Below are 18,955 nucleotides of genomic sequence, written 5' to 3' on the forward strand. Positions count from 1 at the left end.
TCACTTGTTCGAAACCTCCTATGGCCTCACAAAACTGCTCGCTCTGGCGACATCGAACTCTCGTCTCGCCTCTCCAAATCATCCTCTCCGCGTTGGCTCCGCTTCTGATGCTGGCGATCCTCGGCTGCAGCGACGATGCGACCGTCGTGCAAAAAATCCAGGTTCAGCGTCAAGCACGGCTGCAAACCGAGACCAAGCAAGACCATCTGGGGGAAGTCCACAGCTTGCTGACCCGTTTGATCGAGCTGAATCAGGACGAATCGCGACGGCAAATCACCTATCACCTGAACCGCTGGCTCGATTCGGTTCCAATGTCCGAAAGTGATTCGCAGCCAAAATTGTTAAAAACGATCTCGGATCTGTTGCCCGCCGAACGCATCGACGAAATTGTCCTGGGGGATCGCTTTCTGCGTTCGGATGTCAGCCATTTGCGGGATGCCTACCTGTTTGGCGCGATTGCCAAGTGGGTCGATGCGCCGCAAAGTGATGACCCGTTGTTGACGACTTGGTTGGCCGAGCAAGAGGAAAAACTCGGTGCGGACCAAACGAACCAATTGCGATCGGCATGCCGCTTCTTTGACTGGACGATTCGCAATGTTGCCCTCGAACCGTTCGTGTCACCCCCTGCACTGCAGATTACGCCTCCCGAATTGCCGCTGGGCATGATTTTCCAAGGCGCCGGGTACCGGCAAACCGATTACGAGAGCGTTTGGCGTGGGACCGGCGACTCACTTCAGCGGGCAGGCGTATTCACCCAATTGTGTCGTCAGGCGGGAATCACCGCGGCGATGTTGGCAATCCAGTCGACCGAGACTGGCGAATTGATACCGTGGGCCGTCGGCGTTCTGGTTGGCGAAAACGTCTATTTGTTTGAACCTGCCTTGGGCGTTTTCATCCCAGGCCCAGATCAAATCGGGATCGCCACGTTGGCCCAGGCTCGTTCGGACGCTGCCGTGATGCGTCGGCTGAATATCCCCGGCTTTTATGACTATCCCTTCAGCAAGCAAGATGTTCAGCAGAACATTGCGCTACTGAATGTATTGCCGGTGGGTATCAGTTCACGGATGCAGCATTTGGAATCGCGGTTGGCGGGGGATCGTCGGATGACGGTCTATACCGATGTCGATCAAGTGGCGGAGCAGCTTGATGCGGCGGCCGGAATTGCCGGCGTTCGTATCTGGGAGGTTCCGGTGTTGGCCGAGGTCTATCATGCCGCGCTAGAGCAGGCGGCACAGCGAGATCCATTGCTTGGATTTTGGTATTTTTCGCGATGGGCGATCATGGATGCGGATGTCGAGTCGTCTCGGCTGTTTTCATTGGCGCGTTGGCGTCATTTGCATGGGCAATTTGATAATGATGACGAAGCGAACGTTAAAGGCGCCCGGCCCCTGTACCTGAGCCAGCGGAAACCTGAGTTCGAGATCGCCGATCTTCGTATCGATGTGGATCTACAAAAGGCCTACGGAATTCGTCGCGAACTAGGGATGGCACCCGAGGTGTATGACCGTCAAGTCCAGCAAGCCCAGGCGATGATCCGGCTCGGCAAACAAACCGCGACCTATTGGCTCAGTTTGATCCAATACGACGATGGTCGTTACGACACCGCGGAAACTTGGTTCCGCAAACGAGTGCTCGAAGATTCTCAGCTATCACACTGGACCCCTGCGGCCCGCTATAGCCTCGGTCGTACGATTGAACATTTGGATAAAGTCGATCAGGCGGTCGAGCTTTACAAGCACACCGGCGATATCCAAGAACATGGCAACCGGATCCGCGCTCGACTGCTACAAAAATCTGAATCGGATTGAGACCGCCAGCGTACGCGGGTTAGGCGTCGGGTTTGATGACGGCGGGGAACTCTTGACCGGCAGGGATAAAACGCATCGAGAGCGAATTGACGCAGTGGCGAGTGTTTTTCTCGGTCAGTCGCTCGCCCTTGAAAACATGCCCCAGGTGGCCGCCACAGTTTTCGCACAAGATTTCGACACGACGTCCATCCGCATCGGTTTCATGGCGAACCGCACCCTCGATCTCGTCGTCAAAACTGGGCCACCCACATCCAGAGTGGAACTTGTCCTGCGAGCGATAAAGCTGAGCATTGCAGCGGCGACACAGGTAGGTGCCCTCGTCCTCGTTGTTCAGCAGCGCGCCCGTCCCCGGACGCTCGGTCCCTTTTTGCAGTAAAACGTGGGCTTCGTCGGGATTCAGTTCATTAAATTCTGGCATAGGGAACTCCGTATTTTTAGGGAGCAAGGGTTTTTAGGAAGCAGGGTTTCTAGGAAGCAAGGGACAACATGGGAGTCATTGGGGACGCTCACGCGATGGCGTTCGCCGATACGATTCGCAATTTCCAGTCCGCGTTGTCGAACATTGTGAAGGCTTCGTCAATCACGCCACGCGAAATCAAGCTGCGGCGGTCCCACGATTCTTCGATCTCACACGATTTTAACAGGACCAATTCATCGGCGGCGGTGTCGCTGCACAATTTCGCGGCCAATGAATCGCTGGTGGTTCGCCAATCGTGCGGCAGATCGCCATCGTTGCCACGGTCGTAGAAACTTCGCACCGATATCAAATTCGGGGCGGTCGTCGAAAAACCTTGTTGTGCTGCGTCCTGCAGTGATGCCACCGAATCGACCCGCTGCCACGCGGGAAACCAGTCGCCGATCCGCTCGAAAGTGTACTGCAGCAATTCAATGCATTGCCAATGAGTTTTTGCTGGATCTAAAGGCCGCTGTTGGTCCCATTTCCGCACCGCATCGACAAGTTGACCGCCACCCACGATCACTAGCGTTTCGAGTGGATCGGCCGCGGTTGGGTCGGCGACAGCGATCACGTCGAACAGTTCGGGTAAACAGCTCTGCAGATCGGGACGCGACATCAAACTGCCACCGATTTTAATGACGCGGCGCATCAGTTAAGTCCGAGCCACTGCAACTTCACGAAGGTGGCAACACAACGCTCGGTATTCGATCGGTTTTGCCAAAGTGTTTGCGGTCTAAGAAGCATCATTTGAACGCGACTCGAGAAATCGTCTCAGTTGTTTTGCTGCGGCATACGACGGGGCGCCCCGTGCCGCTTCTTCGCCCATCTGCTTTGTCAACGTGATCACCTCGACCTCGCGAGGGATTTTTAGAAGATCGTTCCCGTGGCCGCTGATCACGTAAATCGTCGGTTTAAAGGACATTTTCGACAACAGACGTTGTACCGAATAGGCGATCTGTTGTTGTGCTGCCCGCATGACCTGTTCCGCGATGTCGGTGGCTTGGGCAAGCGACACGTTGCGGCGGTCCAAGCCGATCATTCTTGCTAATCGGTTGGACGCAAATTCCTTCGTGCGTGCCTTGCCATCTGCTGTTTCAACGTCGTTTGCATCCTCGGGTGCAAAGCCAAGCATGATGCGGGCGTCGTCGATGGTGGCAAACATTTCGTTCATCACCGGGATGCGATTTCCTTGGTAAGTCACCCACGAACAAAGTCCACAAACCGGAGTTCGCTGGCAACCCACGTACACGAGGGAGCCTTCGCACAGGCGGTCATAGTCGGTTTGAGCGTTGGTGGCCACTTTTCCATTGCGAATCGGGATGATGTCGGTCGTGGTCGAACCGATATCAATCAGCAGCGCATTGGGGGTAATCGATTGCCCGACATAACTTCCCAGTGCATGCCAGTTTGCTGCGGCGATCTGGTCGACATCTTCAGCGGCAACATGCTCGCGAAACAAACCATCGACCCCGTAGAAGTAACAGGCGTTGATGCCAAGTTCGGCTGCGGCACTGCGAGTGTGGTCGACGATGTGAAAAACACCTTCGGCGCGATCGATAAAACAGTCTGCCAGTTCGCCGGTCATGACCACTGCGATCGCAGAGATGTCTCGATACAATCCGAGCGACTGGCAGAGCGAGTCTTTCAGCGTTTCTGGTCGTCGCCACATGGGAAAGAAACATGCGTGAGCCTGTTTGGTCTCACTGGCAAACTTCAGGTTGGCGCCGCCAATATCGATCCCGACTATCACGTGGATTGCGTCACTGTATCGTTGATCCAAACCGTTCCCGAAGGAGTCCATCGCACCGAGTCTACCGCAGCGTTACAAGAAACCGGTCCGGTTTCGAGGTCAAATAGGCGAGCGGCGAGGTTGCCATGGATCATTTGACGCAGTCCCACGTACGACGTCGTTAGACGGGGGTTGATCTCGATCACGTAATCTTCGCTCGAGCAGTCGCCCAGCAGCATATCGAGGCCTACGAACCCTCGCGCGGTGGGGGGCATCGCAGCGATCGCTCGAGATGCCAGCACTGCAGCGCGACGTTGTGCCTCGTCATCCAGCGGTCCCTGGCCTCCCGCATACTCGCAGCTTTTGTCCTCGAGTTCTTGACGCACCGCCGGCAGCAACGTCAAGTTGGTGCCCGAGGCAATCAGGGCAATCGAGATCGCGAGGCCTGGCATCCAAGGTTGCAGGATCAAATCGTCGGTCAACAACGCCCGGGCTTCGACATAGGAGTCAAACGTGCGAATTTCTTGCGTGCCGCACCCGTCTCGCGGTTTCATTACAAACCGTTTGAAGTTTTGGATTTCTTGCTCATAGCGGTCGTCCGCGAGCGTGACAAACAACGGGTGGGCAACGCCAGCGGAATGCAGGCATTTTGCTGTTTGCATCTTGTCGCTTGCCACGCGAAGAAAATCGCCGCTGCCCGCGATCACATCAACCCCGCCTGCTCGCAGCATTGCTACCGATTTGGCCAGGATCCCGTTGCTCTCCGGAGCCACAATCAATGCGGCGTCACAGTTTTTGGCTGCCGAAACCCATTGTCCGTAAAACGAATCATTTGCATGCATCGGAACAATTTCGGCCGCATCGACATCAATATTCATGCGTGGGTCCAACGGCACTGTTACCGTGGCAAACTCCGACAAATCACTCGCGATGGCCCGCAACATTGCGGCCCCCTCGTGTCGTAACGAGGCGGGGACATTGTCCAGTTCTTTCTCTGCGTGGCCGCCACCACAGACGTACTCGCCGACAAAGATACGCATGAGTCTGACCCGCTAATATGGCTTGCAATGAGCCCGATGGATGGTGGGTAGGCGTCTAGCCTGTTATTCACAAAAAGACAGGTGAAAAGCCTGTCTGTAATTCAAAAGGCAACCGTTTTTGGCGGATCGCAGCTATTGAGCTGTCAGGATAATGGTGTCTAAACCAAGGGGAAGCTAAAGGTTCTGGCTCCGGCAGCCTCGTCACCTGAAAATGCATACGGCAGCTTGATGACCGCCGCTTTGAACCTCTGCGGACATTAAAAAATGCCGAGATGGTCGCGGGCTTCGTCCGTCATTTTATCGGGAGACCACGGCGGGTCCATTACCACTTTGACTTCGGCCAGCTCGACTTCGTCAAGTCCTTCCGCAGCCCCCTTGGTGCCCGCAACCAATTGCGGACCGGCGGGGCACATCGGGCTGGTCATCGTCATGTCGATTTCGACCTTGTGACGACCATCTTCTTGTTCCTCGGCGATTCGGATTTCGTAAACCAATCCAAGGTCCACAATGTTGACATAAAGCTCAGGATCGATGACCTGCTTGAGCGCTTCACGGACTTTGTCTTCAGCAAGTGCCATGGTGATCGCTACCTATCGGACGGGGGGTAAGTCGAGTGGTTTAAAAAGGGAGACAGGAGACTCGCGTCTTCGCGAGTCTCGTCAATTGTACCAAATGAGGCGGCTTTTGTAGACTATTCGTACTCGCGAACTTGACGTGCAATTGCCGCACCCAAGGCGTCACGAACGCTTTCGATCGTGATCCGATCAAAAATCTGTTGAAAGAAGCCACTGACGATCATTCGAGTCGCTTCTTTGCGAGTAAAGCCGCGGCATTGAGCGTAGAAAATCTGCTCTTCATCGACCTTCGCCGTCGTGCTGCCGTGCGTGCAACGCACGTCGTCGGCTTCGATTTCCAATCCAGGAATCGAATCCGCTCGCGATGATTCGGACAACACAAGATTGTCGTTGCGTTGATAACCATCGGTTTTCTGAGCGATCGGATCCACTTTGATCATGCCACGCCAAACGGTGCGGCTCTTGTCCTGCTGGGCTGCCTTGTACAGGAAATCGCTGTGGCAGCTTGGGGCTCGGTGATGCTGTAGCGTGTGATAGGCCAGATGTTGACGCCCCTCGGTGAACATCACGCCATTGACTTGGCTGTTGGCACCTGGGCCGACCAGATCGACCGATTGATTTACTTTGGATAGCAGCGAACCCATTGCTGCGATCGTCCACTGCAGGGTCGAGTCTTTGCCGACCAATGCTTTTTGATGAGCAAATTGGTAGGTGCCGTAGCCCCATTCTTGCAAGTTGACGTAGCGGAGATGCGAGTTGGCCTTTTGGATCACTTCGACCGCGCCGACATGCAGTCCTTTGCTCTGTTCGCTGACGCCATTGGATTCGTGCAGCACGGTTGCTTCGGCACCCTCTTCCAACACAATCAACGTGTGCGTCGTATCGGTGCCACCCTCGGTCATCATTGAACCGATGTGCAGCGGTTTGTCGAGCACGACGCCGCGAGGGACGTACAGAAATTGACCGCCCGACCAAAACGCCGCATGCAACGCTGCGAATTTGTCGTAATCAGGATCACACGCGGTAAACAAATGAGGCCGAACCAATTCAGGATGTTCGGCACAGATTCGCGACAAACTGCCAAACACAACGCCCTTAGCGGCCAGTTCTTCGTCAAGCGTTTCGCCAACCACGTAGCTGTCGACCGTTTCGATCGAGCCGCCAAGTTCAACCCCTTCGCGAAGTTGTGCCTTCGTCGGCGCCTCGCGTAACTCGGTCGCAGGAATCCCAAATTTGCCGAGTTGAAAGGCACGGATGTCGGTGCGGATCCACTCTTCGTGACGTCGATCGGGCCATCCCATTTTCTCGAAGTGCTGCCACGCGTCACGGCGGAGCTGTGTCAGCCAATCGGGTTCGCTTTGCGCCGCCAAGAAAGAATCAAAACCGGCTTGGTCGAACGTTAAAGTTGTCGTTTGCGTCATCTGAATTTAGTTAGCTTGGAGCGGCAAGCAGTCGTGCGTGCCACGTGGAGGAATGAGAGGCATGGTAGCCGAGCACCTTAGCACTATCGATCGGGCGATTGATCAGCTGATCGATCGGACGACTGATCGGGCGCTGCAAACGCCCGATCTGCTGGCGGCTTTTGACTACGAACAAGTTGGCAGGTGCGGATTAACCGACACTGCCTTCCATTTGCAGTTGAATCAAGCGATTCATTTCGATCGCGTATTCCATCGGCAACTCTTTGACCAGAGGCTCGATGAAACCGTTGACGATCATCGTGCTCGCTTCTTGTTCGGTAAGCCCGCGGCTGAGCAGATAGAACATTTGCTCTTCGCCGATTCGCGACACACTCGCTTCGTGACCAATTTGAACGTCTTGTTCGGCGATCTCGATATACGGGTACGTATCACTGCGGCTTTCGGGGTCCAAGATCAACGCGTCACAGACGACATTGTTCTTGCTGTTGTGGGCACCCGGTTCGACGCGGACCAAGCCACGGTAACTGCTGCGTCCACCGTTCTTGCTGATGCTCTTGCTGATGATTTGTCCGGTCGTGTTGGGAGCACAGTGGACCAGTTTTGCACCGGCGTCTTGGTGTTGGCCCGCACTCGAGAACGCGATCGACAAGATTTCACCACGAGCACCCGGTTCCATCATGTGGACCGCGGGGTACTTCATCGTCAGCTTGCTTCCCAGGTTGCCGTCGACCCATTCCATCGTGGCGTCGCCATAAGCATAGGCACGCTTGGTGACGAGGTTGTAGATGTTATTTGCCCAGTTTTGGATCGTCGTGTAACGGCAACGTGCGTTGCGTTTGACGACCACTTCCACGACGGCGCTGTGCAGGCTCTCGGTGCTGTACATCGGCGCGGTACAGCCCTCGACATAATGCACGCTGGCCCCTTCGTCGACGATGATCAACGTTCGTTCAAACTGTCCCATGCTCTCGGCGTTGATGCGGAAATACGCCTGCAATGGGAAATCAATATGAACTCCCTTGGGAATGTAGATGAACGATCCGCCGGACCACACCGCGCTGTTCAAAGCCGCGAACTTGTTGTCTTCCGGCGGAATGATTTTGCCAAAGTATTCACGCAGCAAATCGGGGTGCTCGCGAACCGCGGTGTCGGTATCGGTAAAGATCACGCCTTGTTTAGCAAGATCTTCTTCGAGCGATCCATAGACCACTTCGCTTTCGAATTGGGCTTTCACCCCGGCCAAGAATTTCTTCTCTGCTTCGGGAATGCCCAGCTTGTCAAACGTATCTTTGATTTCTTGGGGAACGTCGTCCCAGGACTTGCCTTGGTGGTCGGTTGGTTTGAGGTAGTAATAGATATCTTGAAAATCGATATCGATCGCCCCGCCCCACTTTGGCATGGGCCGCGCTTCGAACGTTTCAAGCGACTTCAGACGGAATTCTCGCATCCAGTCGGGTTCGTTCTTGATGTCGGAAATTTGATTCACGACATCCTTACTCAAGCCTTTTTCAGCACGAAAGACGCCGGTGGTTTCCGTGCGGAAATTGTACTTGTTAATTTCGCCAATGTCAGACTTTTCGGTCACATCAGTGGACATCGTATTTCCTAACTTATTCAAATTTCAAAGTGCAGTTTTATTCGTTTTAGACAGGCCTGCGTTCACGCGAGCCAGAATCCACGCAGACCAGTCCTCATCCGACGGGTCTCGGGACGCCGCTGTTACACAGCGGTTTCTTCGGCCAACATTTCTTGGTTTGCCGCTTCCGCTTCGGGGTACGCTTTGCGGATGCGGTCGTAACCGTGGCGATGCAATTCTTCGGCCAACTCAGAACCGCCGGTTTCCACCAAACGGCCGCCCAACATGACGTGGGTGTATTGAGGCGGATTGTGTTCGAGCAATTTGTCGTGGTGAGTGATGATCAGCAGACCCATCTTTTGGTGTCCGATTTCAGCAATCGATTCGCTCGCCAAACGAACCGCGTCGGCATCCAAACCACTGTCGGTTTCATCAAGCACCGCAAACTTGGGTTGCAGCATGGCGAGTTGCAAGATCTCGGCTCGCTTCATTTCGCCACCGGAGAAGCCATCGTTGACATAGCGTCGAGCGAATTCTTCGTCCATTCGCAAATGAGCCATCTTTTCCTTTAGCTCTTTGCGGAACTCTCGCATCGGAATCAGTTCTTCGCCCTCTTTGCGGTCCGGGCGACGAACGTTGGTGGTCGCATGACGAAGGAAGTCCGCCATCTTTACACCGGGGACCGCCATCGGACGTTGAAATGCCATGAAGATGCCTGCTCGAGCACGCTCGTCCGGAGACATCGCCAACACGTCTTCGCCATCAAGCGTGATCGATCCGTCGGTGACTTCGTAGCCCGGGTGACCCATGATCGCTAAGCCGAGCGTGCTCTTGCCGCTACCGTTGGGGCCCATCAACGCGTGAGTCTCACCGTGGTTTAGTGTCAGGTTGACGCCGCGAAGGATCGGCTTGTCGCCAACCGAAACGTGAAGGTTCTTGATTTGCAGTACGTGTGTCATGCTTGATTGCAAAAGTTCAAAAGGAAAGGAATCGTTGTGTGTTGTATCGAGATAACGATGTCGTTTAGTTTGCCGAATCCGACGGTTCACCCGTCGCGGCAAATTGGCAACAGTGATCTCCATCGAGTCGACAACTGCTGAGGTGGACCGGGCGACCAAGCGCCTCGGATATCATTTCTTCTTCGAGTCGACACATCGCACGTTCGTCCGAGGTGTCGGTAAGGGATGGATACGGGCACGCGCAAATATCAAGCACGGGCAAGTCTCCCGCGTGCGAAATCTCCGTCGTGATGTGACGATCCGTCAACATTTCCGACAGTTTGATCATCCGTGACTCAAACGATTGGTCCTGATCGACTTCGCGATTGACCTGAGTCGCAAACTGACGTCCTAACCGGTTTGCCACCGAACTGAGTAACTGTTGACGAATTTTGGGATCCGGGATCGCTAAGATCTCTTGCCACATCGCTTCCGCCAACTCAGCAGGATTCGCTCCCGCACGACGATGACCACGCACCGTCAAGCGATACTGAAATGTGGGTCTGCCGCGTCCCGCAACAATTTTCTCGCGTTCAAGCAGCCCCGATTCGAGCAACCGCTCAATGCGTTGACGAATCGCCGTCGCCGTCACTCCGAGCTGTTCCGTTAAATCCCCAATCCCAAATGCGTCCCCACTACGCATCGCCATCAACAATTCGCGATCGACTGATCGGAGTTCGTCAATTTGAGATGAAGAGACAGGAGGCAACGTCATGGAAAACTTGGGTGGACGTAACGAAAAGACGTAACGAAAAAGGTGCGATCGGTAAAAAATGCCAACGCAACACTGTCATTATTGAGGGCAAACCTATTTTTGACAACCACTGTTGTCAAAAATGCGTCCAATGGCGATTATGTAGGCATCAACGCCGGATTGAGGCCCCTAGAGTGGGCAGTAGATGCCGCTAAGGCGACAGAATGATCCGAGCAGAGTCCCCCTGAGCAGCTAGGTGATGAATTGTTATCATTTGCCGCTCAAAAGGCATTCGAGTAACAACATACTCATGCTTTGAATCATCGCATACCCTCCACCCCCCTTTACCGTTGATCGAGTCAATTATGAAGGCTGTCGCAGTCACGCCAGGCACCCCTAATAGCGTCCATCTCGAAGAAATTGCCAAGCCGACCCTGGATCAAGTTGCCGATGGCAACGGGGTTTTGGTCAAGGTGTTGAAAGTCGGGGTGGATGCAACCGACCGCGAGATCAACGACGCGTTGTATGGAAATGCCCCCGCCGGGGACAAGCACTTGGTCATCGGTCACGAATGCTTCGGCATCGTCGAAGCGGTGGGCGACAATGTCCGCCGCGTGAAGCCCGGTGACTATGTCACCGCGACCGTTCGCCGTCCCGGTGGTTCGATCTATGACATGATCGGCACCAACGATATGACAAGCGAGGAAGAGTACTACGAACGCGGCATCAATCTGCGTCACGGTTACTTGACCGAGTACTTTGTGGACGAAGAAGAGTACATCGTTCGTGTGCCCGAAGGACTGAAGCACCTGCACGTTTTGCAAGAACCGATGAGCTGTGCTGCGAAGGCGGTCCATCAGGCGTACGAAGCACAGCACCGCATGAAAGTGTGGCGTCCGAGTGTCGCCTACGTGCTCGGGGCCGGGCAAATTGGTCTGCTCACTACGTTGATCTTGAAGCTTCGCGGTTTGGAGGTCTACACGCTTGCTCGTGGTGAGGCGCCGAACTTGAAGGCCGAGATTGTCGCGGGGCTCGAGGCGAACTACATCAGCACCCGAGAAACCTCGATGGCCGAGTTGGTCAAAATCACCGGCAAGCCAGACTTGATCGTCGATGCTACCGGCAGCAGCCAATTGGCGTTCGAGTCCATGCAGCACTTGGGACACAATGGCGTCGTGGTCTGGACCGGGATCACCGGGGGCGACAAAGTCACCGAAGTTCCCTCGGATAGCATCAACTTGCAATTCGTGCTTGGCAATAAACTGTTGCTCGGCAGTGTGAACGCAAACCGCAATCACTTTGAAATGGGGATTCGTGACCTCGCGTTGGGCGAGATGATGTATCCCGGCGTGCTCGAGAAAATCTTGACGCATCCCGTCGATGGTCTGGATAACTACAAGGAAATGATGCGGTTGTTAGTCGAAGACAAGGACGCATTGAAGGTCTTCGTCAACGTCGCAAGCGAGTAGTCGGTTAGGTCGCCAAGCGATCGATGGACGCGAGATAACAAACGAAAAAAAGGGCCGCACTCACCGAGTGTGGCCCTTTTTCGTTGTTCTTCCTCAGGCTCGACGCACCCCACAGCTCACTACTTCACCCGCGGGTGAAGTGTTTTCTCTGTAGTGGACGAGGCTACGAGTCGCGTCGTGCCACAACGTCGATCGGACTCGTAGCCTCATCCACTACCTGCAGAGCTGGCCGATCTACGCCCATTCCAGTAACGCTCTAGCGGAGTGAGAGGCGACTCTTCCTGGCGTGGCTGATGCGGTTACAGCGCCAGCAGCAAACGGCTTGGTGCTTCGAGGTATCCGATCACATCGTTCAAGAATCGTGCCGCGGTTCCGCCGTCGACCAAGCGATGGTCATAAGACAGGCTCAGCGGCATCATCAAACGTGGTTGGATGCTGTCGTCGGGCATCACGACCGGCAGTTTGCGGCTACGGCCGACCAGCAAGATCGCCACTTCGGGAACATTCACGATGGGCGTCGAGTATTGGCCGCCGATCGCTCCGAGATTACTGATCGTAAAGGTGCCGCCCTTCAAATCGCTGACGGCGAATTGGCCGCCACGGACCTTGCCAGCCATTTCAGCTAATCCGCGAGCAATTTCGGGAATGCCACGTTGGTCGGTGTTCTGCATCACTGGAACGACCAAACCGCGATCGGTATCCACGGCGATGCCGACATTCACATAGTCTTTGTAAATGATCTGCTCGTTTTGCTCGTCGATCACCGCATTAATGCTGGGGTGATGACGCAGTGCCGTCGCGACCGCTTTGATCAAGAATGGCATCGTCGTCAACTTCAGCCCTTGCGCCGCGTAATCGTCTTTGCTCGATTGGCGAAGCCGTTCGAGGTCGGTGATGTCGGCATCATCAAAATTGGTCACACGAGGAACGGTGGACCAACTGGCATGCATTTGTTTGGAGATCGTTTTGCGGATCTTGCTCATACGCTCGACATGCACGCTGCCGAAGTCATCGCTGCTGGCGTTGCCAGGTGCCGAGGATTCGCGGGGGGCCGTTTGGCTGGAAGTACTGGCGGCCGTGGGCGAGGTTGTCGCGGCGGTACCGCCACTGTTCCTCGCGACTTGGTTTGCGGTTCGCACGACGGCGAGGACGTCGTCACGAGTGATTCGGCCTGATTCGCCCGATCCTTGAACGGAGGCCAAATCGACGCCGACTTCGCGTGCAAAACGGCGAATCGCAGGCCCCGCAGGAATCACTTCGCCCGGAGCGGTGGTGGCCACAGGGGCTGCCGCCGGTGCTGCGGGCGCCGGTGCTTGTGGTTTTGCCGGTGCCGGTGCCGGTGCCGGTGCAGGTGTCGGAGCCGGAGCCGCAGGAGGTGTTGCAGCAGCCGGTGCCGGAGCAGGTGTTTCGGCCTTCGGCTCTGGCTTGGGCTCGGGTTTCGCTTCGGGGTCCGGTGCGGCCGCAGGAGCCTCGGGAGCAGCCGCCTCGGCCGCCGCTTCGACTTCCAGGATCACGCCGCCGATGGCTAACGAGTCGCCTTCGCTGACAAGGATCTTGGTGACCTTTCCGCCGACCGATGCAGGCACCGGCACGGTCGCCTTGTCGGTTTCCATTTCGACGATGTCTTGGCCTTTGCTAATCACGTCGCCGACCGACACAAAAATTTCCAGAACGTCACCAGATTCGATGCCGTCGCCCAATTCGGGAAGCTTTACTTCAGTTGCCATAAAAGAGTTTCTGGTAAGCAGATTTCAGTGGGATGTTTGTAACGTACGTTGCCTCGGACATAGGTGTCGGATTAGGCAAAGTACGGGTTGGGTTTGTCAGGGTCGATGCCAAGGTCTTTGATTGCATCGGCGAGTTCCGCAGCCGTGAACAGGCCGGTCTTGGCGAGACGTGTGAGCGTGGCGTAGGTAACGCATTCGGCATCGACTTCGAAATGACGCCGGAGCGCTTCACGAGTTTCGCTGCGTCCCATGCCATCGGTTCCCAGCACGAAGTAATCGCCGGGGATCCAAGGTTGCAGTTGCTCGCCGAGAGCTCGGACGTAATCGCTTGCCGAGATGAACGGACCTTCGACACCTTCGAGCTGCTCTTCGAGGTAGCTCTTGCGTGGTGTCTCGGTGGGGTGCAGCATGTTCCAGCGGCTGCAGTCGGCGGCTTCGCGACGCAATTGGGTGTAGCTAGTCACGCTCCAAACGTCGCTTGCAATGTTGTATTTCTCGGCCAGAGTTTCCTGGGCTTTCAAAACACAGTTGAGGATCGCACCGCTGCCGAACAGCTGAACGCGTGCCTTGGCACCTTCGACGTCACGACTGCGGAATTTGTACATCCCTTTGACGATGCCTTCTTCGCACCCCTCTGGCATTGCCGGATGCAAGTATTCCTCGTTTTCGCTCATCAAGTAATACATGCACTCTTCGCCATCTTGATACATCCGTTTAAGGCCTTCCAAGATGATCACGACGACTTCGTATGCGAACGCAGGGTCGTAGGCACGCACGGTCGGGAACGCGATTGCGTTGAGCAAGCTGTGCCCGTCTTGGTGCTGAAGTCCTTCGCCATTGAGCGTGGTTCGGCCGGCAGTGCCGCCGATCAAAAAGCCCTTGGCTCGCATGTCCGCCGCAGCCCAAATCAGGTCGCCGATGCGTTGGAAACCAAACATGCTGTAGTAGATAAAGAACGGAATCATGTTGACGCCGTGCGAGCTGTACGCGGTGCCAGCCGCGTTAAAGCTGCTCATCGATCCCGCTTCAGTGATCCCCTCTTCGAGGATTTGGCCGTCTTGGGATTCCTTGTAATAGGTGATCAGTGACGAATCAACCGGCTCGTACAGCTGGCCCGCGTGAGCGTAGATGCTGAATTCGCGGAACATCCCTTCCATCCCAAAGGTGCGTGATTCATCAGGCACGATGGGGACCATGTATTTGCCGATCTTCTTGTCGCGGCACAATGCGATCAAGGTTTGTACGACCGAGAACGTCGTGCTGCAGCTCTTGTCTTCGAGCCGGCCGATCAGTTTTTTGTAATCCGCAACCGTGGGCACTTCCATCGTGGGGTGCGTGGTGGGACGACTTGGTACCGGGCCGCCGAGAGCAGCGCGGCGCTCCTTCATGTACTTGATTTCTTGGCTGTTCGCCGGCGGCGTGTAGAACGGAGCCTTGCCGACTTCTTCGTCGCTGATGGGAATGCCGAACCGCGTGCGGAACTCGAGCAATTCCTCTTCGTTCATTTTCTTTTGGTTGTGAGCGACGTTGCGGCCCTCACCTGCTTCGCCAAGTCCATAGCCTTTGACGGTCTTGGCCAGAACGACAGTCGGTTTCCCGTTTTTCAGTTCTGTCGCCATCTTGTAGGCCGCGTACACCTTTTCAGGATCGTGGCCACCGCGACGCATCTTTTCGAGTCGTTCGTCAGAATAGTTTTCGACCAATTTCAGCAGTTCGGGATACTTGCCAAAGAAGTGTTCGCGAATGTAGCTGCCCGGCATGCCGGTGTATTTTTGGTACTGGCCGTCGACGACTTCGTTCATTCGTTTGGCAAGCAAACCAGTCGTGTCTTTGGCGAGCAATTGATCCCAGTCATCACCCCAGACGACTTTGATCACATTCCAACCGGCACCGCGGAAAATCGATTCAAGCTCTTGAATCACCTTGCTGTTGCCGCGGACCGGGCCGTCGAGTCGTTGCAAGTTGCAGTTGATGACGAAAATCAAGTTGTCAAGTTTTTCGCGGGCAGCGAGTCCAATCGCGCCGAGTGTTTCAGGTTCGTCACATTCGCCGTCGCCAAGAAACGCCCAGACTTTTTGTCCCGACGTGTCTTTGATGCCGCGGTCGCGGAGGTATTCGTTAAAGCGAGCTTGATAGATCGCCATGATCGGACCGAGGCCCATCGAGACGGTGGGGTATTCCCAAAAATCAGGCATCAACCAAGGGTGAGGGTAGCTCGACAGTCCGCCACCGGGGGCCAGTTCGCGGCGAAAATTCTCGAGGTTCTCTTCGCTCAAGCGGCCTTCGACAAACGCTCGGCTGTACATCCCAGGCGAAGCGTGGCCTTGGAAGTAAATCGTGTCGCCCGAGTAGCCGTCTTCGCCGCGACCTTTGAAGAAGTGGTTAAAGGCGACTTCGTACAGCGTCGCACTCGATGCAAACGTGCTGATGTGCCCGCCGACGCCGCCGGGACGCTTGTTCGCTCGCACGACCATCGCCATCGCGTTCCAGCGAACGATCGATTTGATGCGGCGTTCGATTTCTCGATTGCCGGGGTAGGCCGGTTGATCTTTGGTGGGGATCGTGTTGACGTAGGGCGTGTTGGTGTCTTGCGCCGATTGGATCCCTTCTTCGGCAGCACGGTCGCGAAGTTGTTCGATTAAGAAACGAACGCGATCGGCGCCTTTACTCTTCAGTACATAGTCGAGTGACGACAGCCACTCTTGTGTTTCTGCGGCATCCATATCCACTTCCGCTGCGGGTGGAGCCAATTCGCCTAGATGCTGATCGACTTCGGTCTGGGCGACAGTTTTTGAGTCAGTCATATTCAATTTCTTCTTTCTATTACTGGGCTGTCCCGTAATCGCACCGCTCAATTTCGTGCGTCAATGTTTTTTGTGCGAGTCTATTATGATTCGTCTAAGCATGCAGATTAGCCGGATTAGGGTAAATACGGCAAGGGCGAGCAATTATTGGCGGCTTGTCTTACCTTGGGGTGAGCCAAGGGCTCCCCCGCCGGTGGACAAATCGGGTCGACAAATGAGCAGCCGCAATGTTGCCGAGAGCGAATCCGTGTGAGTATGCCCCGAATGGGGTGTCTCGCGTTCTCCTCATTCTAACGAATTTTCCTCACGCCAAGAGTAGGCGCCTTCGTGCGATCGCCAATGGTGTGATCGACTCGGCAAGAAGCGTCAATCCAGCAATATGGGAAGATTCTTTTCGGGCCAGCGAGTTACGACTTCGACACGCTGGGGGTTTGCATTACGCTGCGGGGAAAGGGAGGGCAATCTCGCGTTGAGTTTGTCAAATGTCGCCCGCGATGATGGACCAACGAGACCAAAAGGATCAGCTGGTGGATTTGCAATTTCGCGATACGCATGCGGTCGTTACGGGAGCTTCTAGCGGCATTGGCCGAGCGATCGCAATCGAGCTGTCACGCCGTGGTGTGAAACGGATCGTGATTCACTATCGACGAAATGTCGCAGGGGCTCAGGCAACGGCCGAGGCGTGCCGACAACTTGGGGCCGAACCGCTTCTGCAGGCTGCCGACTTAGCCGATTTGACCGCAGCCGAATCGCTTGCCGAGCGGTGCTATCGCGAGCTCGGGGCGATCCACACGTGGGTTAACAACGCGGGCGCCGATGTGTTGACGGGGGAGCTATCCGAGCTCGATTTCAATGCAAAACTTCAGCGATTGATGCAGGTCGATGTGATCGGGACGATCCATCTCGCACGCGGGGTCGCAGCGCGTATGACGAACGAGACATTCACGCAGCCGCCATCGATGACGTTTATCGGTTGGGACCAATCAGCCTCCGGGATGGAGGGGGATGCGGGCCAAATGTTTGGTCCCGTCAAAGCGGCGATCACCGCGTTCGCCCTCAGTTTGGCTCAGACCGTGGCACCGAGAGTACGGGTGAACGTCGTCGCGCCGGGCTGGATTCAAACTTCGTGGGGACAGGCAGCCAGTCCGTACTGGGACGCCCGCGCTAGAGATCAATCGCTGATGAACCGCTGGGGCACGCCCGAGGATATTGCCCTCGCAATCGCCTTTGTGTCGGATCCCGAAAACTCGTTTTTCAGCGGCCAGGTCGTGCAGGTCAACGGAGGCTGGAATCGCCAGTACATTCAATCGTAGTGTAGTGGATCTTGTTAAAGATCCCGCAGCAGGTCCCGCACTCTCGCGTTTTGAAGTGACGCTGTTTGCTGTCGCGGAGCGACAAATTTCGATAGCCTTGGACTTTAGTCCGAGGGATTTTCTAAGCTAAGCCGGACGCACTCTTACTCGTTGCGGCTCACAAGTTCTTAGTTGGGCAAAGCTGAGGCAGCCAAACGAAAAAAGGCTAGCTCGGAATGAGCTAGCCTTTTTGTCTGAGGTCGCAGTGGTTGGTTGCAGAGCGTCTTACAGGTTGGGTGTCGTGTAAGGCTCGACGTCGCCCACCATGTGGAAGTGGTTGTGGTCGATGTAGACCACTTCGATCGCGTCCCGGTCATGCAAGGTGTGAGGGACAGGGTAGCCGACGATGGTTTTTTCGTCGAAGTAGATCGAGCACTTGTAGTGGGCGTGGTGCAATTGTGCCGGGCCAATCAACGGATAGAAGCGTGGTGGGTCAACGTAGTCGGCGATCTTTTCTTTGATGATTCGCACGTTGTTGCGTTGCGTTTCCCAGATCAAGGGGATGCCACCTTGGATCGGACGAGCCGATTCGAGTGCGTGCATCACTTCATCGTCGCTTGGTGGGTCAAGTGCAACTGCGTTGCCACCGGACGTTGTTGGGCCCAAGATCGGAACGCGGTCGTAACGCTCTTTCTTCCAGAACTTTTCTTCTTGTTTGTGTTGGAAGTAAGGGCTCACAGGGATGGGGTATGCGAGGAAGCCCAGATTATAGTTGGAACCTCCGATTCCGTAGCATCCAGTCGAGCCGATCACCATGACTGCAATCATGCAAAAGGCGATTCGCGGGGCGTACGATTTTTGGGCAACACATGCCTTGCTTTCCCCATCGTGGTTGGTGGGCCGTACACATGTTGTTTTAGGAGTCTTCATCCGAGCAACCTTCCGTGGTTTCCTTTACGATTGATCGCAACCAGCGATCTGCGTAGTTCTAGTATCGTGTGAACTTGGGAGGATCTTGCGGGTAATTCCGAAAGTTCCGAAAAACGGATGAAAAGAATCGAAGCGATTCCTCGTCATGACGCCTCTTTAGGCCGCAAAAAGCAGCGATTCGCACGCATTCGCGGCGTGCTGCCGTCGGCTTGGTCGCGTGCAAAAAACGTTGGGAATTTGTTGGGCGGCTTGCGGCTAATGCCATCGACTTTGACGCTAAGCAGGTGGCTTTCGTAGCGGAGCGAGCCGCCCGGTCAAAGTCGAACGTTTTACTCGCCGCAACCGATCGGCCTCACGCCGTACAGCTAACTCGATCCCAGCCTGAATCTCATTAACCGAGTCGCCTGCACTGCAACGAGCCCCGCACAGCAACGA

General features: G+C 55.4%; 15 protein-coding genes. 3 read left to right on the plus strand and 12 right to left on the minus strand.

Annotated elements, in window-relative coordinates; all coding sequences use genetic code 11:
• The first annotated feature begins 20 nt into the window (after positions 1-20).
• Positions 21-1,808: a tetratricopeptide repeat protein gene (locus ABD971_RS21850; protein WP_345325548.1), complete on the plus strand. Its 1,788-nt coding sequence runs from the start codon at positions 21-23 to the stop codon at positions 1,806-1,808.
• 19 nt (positions 1,809-1,827) lie between these two features.
• Here ABD971_RS21850 and ABD971_RS21855 read toward each other — a convergent pair whose 3' ends face one another.
• The 9 genes from ABD971_RS21855 to ABD971_RS21895 form a co-directional block, all read right to left on the minus strand.
• A complete protein-coding gene (locus ABD971_RS21855; RefSeq protein ID WP_345325550.1) occupies positions 1,828-2,226 on the minus strand; it encodes a methionine-R-sulfoxide reductase in 399 nt (132 codons plus the stop codon).
• 88 nt (positions 2,227-2,314) lie between these two features.
• On the minus strand, positions 2,315-2,914 hold the full coding sequence (locus ABD971_RS21860; protein WP_345325552.1) for an amino acid kinase family protein: 600 nt from the start codon (positions 2,912-2,914) through the stop codon (positions 2,315-2,317).
• Positions 2,915-2,998: 84 nt separating this feature from the next.
• The gene (locus tag ABD971_RS21865; RefSeq protein ID WP_345325553.1) at positions 2,999-4,066 is read right to left on the minus strand and encodes a hydantoinase/oxoprolinase family protein; all 1,068 of its coding nucleotides are present in this window, start codon (positions 4,064-4,066) and stop codon (positions 2,999-3,001) included.
• Complete coding sequence (locus ABD971_RS21870) at positions 4,012-5,034, minus strand: ATP-grasp domain-containing protein (protein ID WP_345325555.1); 1,023 nt, start codon at positions 5,032-5,034, stop codon at positions 4,012-4,014. Before ABD971_RS21870 ends, ABD971_RS21865 begins: the two co-directional genes overlap by 55 nt.
• Before the next feature lie 257 nt (positions 5,035-5,291).
• Complete coding sequence (locus tag ABD971_RS21875) at positions 5,292-5,612, minus strand: metal-sulfur cluster assembly factor (protein WP_339937788.1); 321 nt, start codon at positions 5,610-5,612, stop codon at positions 5,292-5,294.
• Positions 5,613-5,725: 113 nt separating this feature from the next.
• Complete coding sequence (sufD, locus tag ABD971_RS21880) at positions 5,726-7,030, minus strand: Fe-S cluster assembly protein SufD (protein ID WP_345325558.1); 1,305 nt, start codon at positions 7,028-7,030, stop codon at positions 5,726-5,728.
• A gap of 190 nt (positions 7,031-7,220) precedes the next feature.
• Positions 7,221-8,627, minus strand: coding sequence for a Fe-S cluster assembly protein SufB (gene sufB / locus ABD971_RS21885; RefSeq protein ID WP_339937784.1), 1,407 nt, complete (start codon positions 8,625-8,627; stop codon positions 7,221-7,223).
• A gap of 122 nt (positions 8,628-8,749) precedes the next feature.
• Entirely contained in the window at positions 8,750-9,565 is an 816-nt protein-coding gene (gene sufC / locus ABD971_RS21890) for a Fe-S cluster assembly ATPase SufC (protein WP_345325561.1), read from the minus strand.
• 64 nt (positions 9,566-9,629) lie between these two features.
• On the minus strand, positions 9,630-10,319 hold the full coding sequence (locus ABD971_RS21895) for a helix-turn-helix transcriptional regulator (RefSeq protein WP_339937780.1): 690 nt from the start codon (positions 10,317-10,319) through the stop codon (positions 9,630-9,632).
• A 332-nt stretch (positions 10,320-10,651) separates the two neighbouring features.
• Between ABD971_RS21895 and ABD971_RS21900 the strand changes: the two genes are divergently transcribed.
• Positions 10,652-11,767, plus strand: coding sequence for a glucose 1-dehydrogenase (locus ABD971_RS21900; protein WP_339938110.1), 1,116 nt, complete (start codon positions 10,652-10,654; stop codon positions 11,765-11,767).
• A 299-nt stretch (positions 11,768-12,066) separates the two neighbouring features.
• On the opposite strand, the gene ABD971_RS21905 is transcribed toward ABD971_RS21900, so the two are convergent.
• Both ABD971_RS21905 and aceE read right to left on the minus strand, forming a co-directional pair.
• Complete coding sequence (locus ABD971_RS21905) at positions 12,067-13,494, minus strand: 2-oxo acid dehydrogenase subunit E2 (RefSeq protein WP_345325563.1); 1,428 nt, start codon at positions 13,492-13,494, stop codon at positions 12,067-12,069.
• A gap of 71 nt (positions 13,495-13,565) precedes the next feature.
• Positions 13,566-16,298 (minus strand): pyruvate dehydrogenase (acetyl-transferring), homodimeric type, encoded by a 2,733-nt coding sequence (aceE, locus tag ABD971_RS21910; RefSeq protein ID WP_345325565.1) that lies wholly within the window; start codon positions 16,296-16,298, stop codon positions 13,566-13,568.
• Between the two features lie 482 nt (positions 16,299-16,780).
• Between aceE and ABD971_RS21915 the strand changes: the two genes are divergently transcribed.
• Positions 16,781-17,611 (plus strand): SDR family NAD(P)-dependent oxidoreductase, encoded by an 831-nt coding sequence (locus ABD971_RS21915; protein ID WP_345325567.1) that lies wholly within the window; start codon positions 16,781-16,783, stop codon positions 17,609-17,611.
• A 264-nt stretch (positions 17,612-17,875) separates the two neighbouring features.
• Here ABD971_RS21915 and ABD971_RS21920 read toward each other — a convergent pair whose 3' ends face one another.
• Positions 17,876-18,418 carry a hypothetical protein gene (locus ABD971_RS21920; protein ID WP_339938106.1) on the minus strand — a complete coding sequence of 181 codons (543 nt, stop codon included), beginning with the start codon at positions 18,416-18,418 and terminating at the stop codon, positions 17,876-17,878.
• Positions 18,419-18,955 lie beyond the last annotated feature (537 nt).

Source organism: Novipirellula rosea (assembly GCF_039541335.1).
Lineage (GTDB): Bacteria > Planctomycetota > Planctomycetia > Pirellulales > Pirellulaceae > Novipirellula > Novipirellula rosea.

Excerpts from the sequence above, each read along its gene's own strand:
- ABD971_RS21850 (WP_345325548.1), top strand. The coding sequence starts at position 21 with ATGGCCTCACAAAACTGCTCGCTCTGGCGACATCGAACTCTCGTCTCG.
- ABD971_RS21865 (WP_345325553.1), bottom strand. The coding sequence starts at position 4,066 with ATGGACTCCTTCGGGAACGGTTTGGATCAACGATACAGTGACGCAATC.
- sufD (WP_345325558.1), bottom strand. The coding sequence starts at position 7,030 with ATGACGCAAACGACAACTTTAACGTTCGACCAAGCCGGTTTTGATTCT.
- ABD971_RS21895 (WP_339937780.1), bottom strand. The coding sequence starts at position 10,319 with ATGACGTTGCCTCCTGTCTCTTCATCTCAAATTGACGAACTCCGATCA.
- ABD971_RS21870 (WP_345325555.1), bottom strand. The coding sequence starts at position 5,034 with ATGCGTATCTTTGTCGGCGAGTACGTCTGTGGTGGCGGCCACGCAGAG.
- aceE (WP_345325565.1), bottom strand. The coding sequence starts at position 16,298 with ATGACTGACTCAAAAACTGTCGCCCAGACCGAAGTCGATCAGCATCTA.
- ABD971_RS21855 (WP_345325550.1), bottom strand. The coding sequence starts at position 2,226 with ATGCCAGAATTTAATGAACTGAATCCCGACGAAGCCCACGTTTTACTG.
- ABD971_RS21860 (WP_345325552.1), bottom strand. The coding sequence starts at position 2,914 with ATGCGCCGCGTCATTAAAATCGGTGGCAGTTTGATGTCGCGTCCCGAT.
- sufB (WP_339937784.1), bottom strand. The coding sequence starts at position 8,627 with ATGTCCACTGATGTGACCGAAAAGTCTGACATTGGCGAAATTAACAAG.
- ABD971_RS21905 (WP_345325563.1), bottom strand. The coding sequence starts at position 13,494 with ATGGCAACTGAAGTAAAGCTTCCCGAATTGGGCGACGGCATCGAATCT.
- ABD971_RS21915 (WP_345325567.1), top strand. The coding sequence starts at position 16,781 with ATGTCGCCCGCGATGATGGACCAACGAGACCAAAAGGATCAGCTGGTG.
- sufC (WP_345325561.1), bottom strand. The coding sequence starts at position 9,565 with ATGACACACGTACTGCAAATCAAGAACCTTCACGTTTCGGTTGGCGAC.
- ABD971_RS21875 (WP_339937788.1), bottom strand. The coding sequence starts at position 5,612 with ATGGCACTTGCTGAAGACAAAGTCCGTGAAGCGCTCAAGCAGGTCATC.
- ABD971_RS21920 (WP_339938106.1), bottom strand. The coding sequence starts at position 18,418 with ATGATTGCAGTCATGGTGATCGGCTCGACTGGATGCTACGGAATCGGA.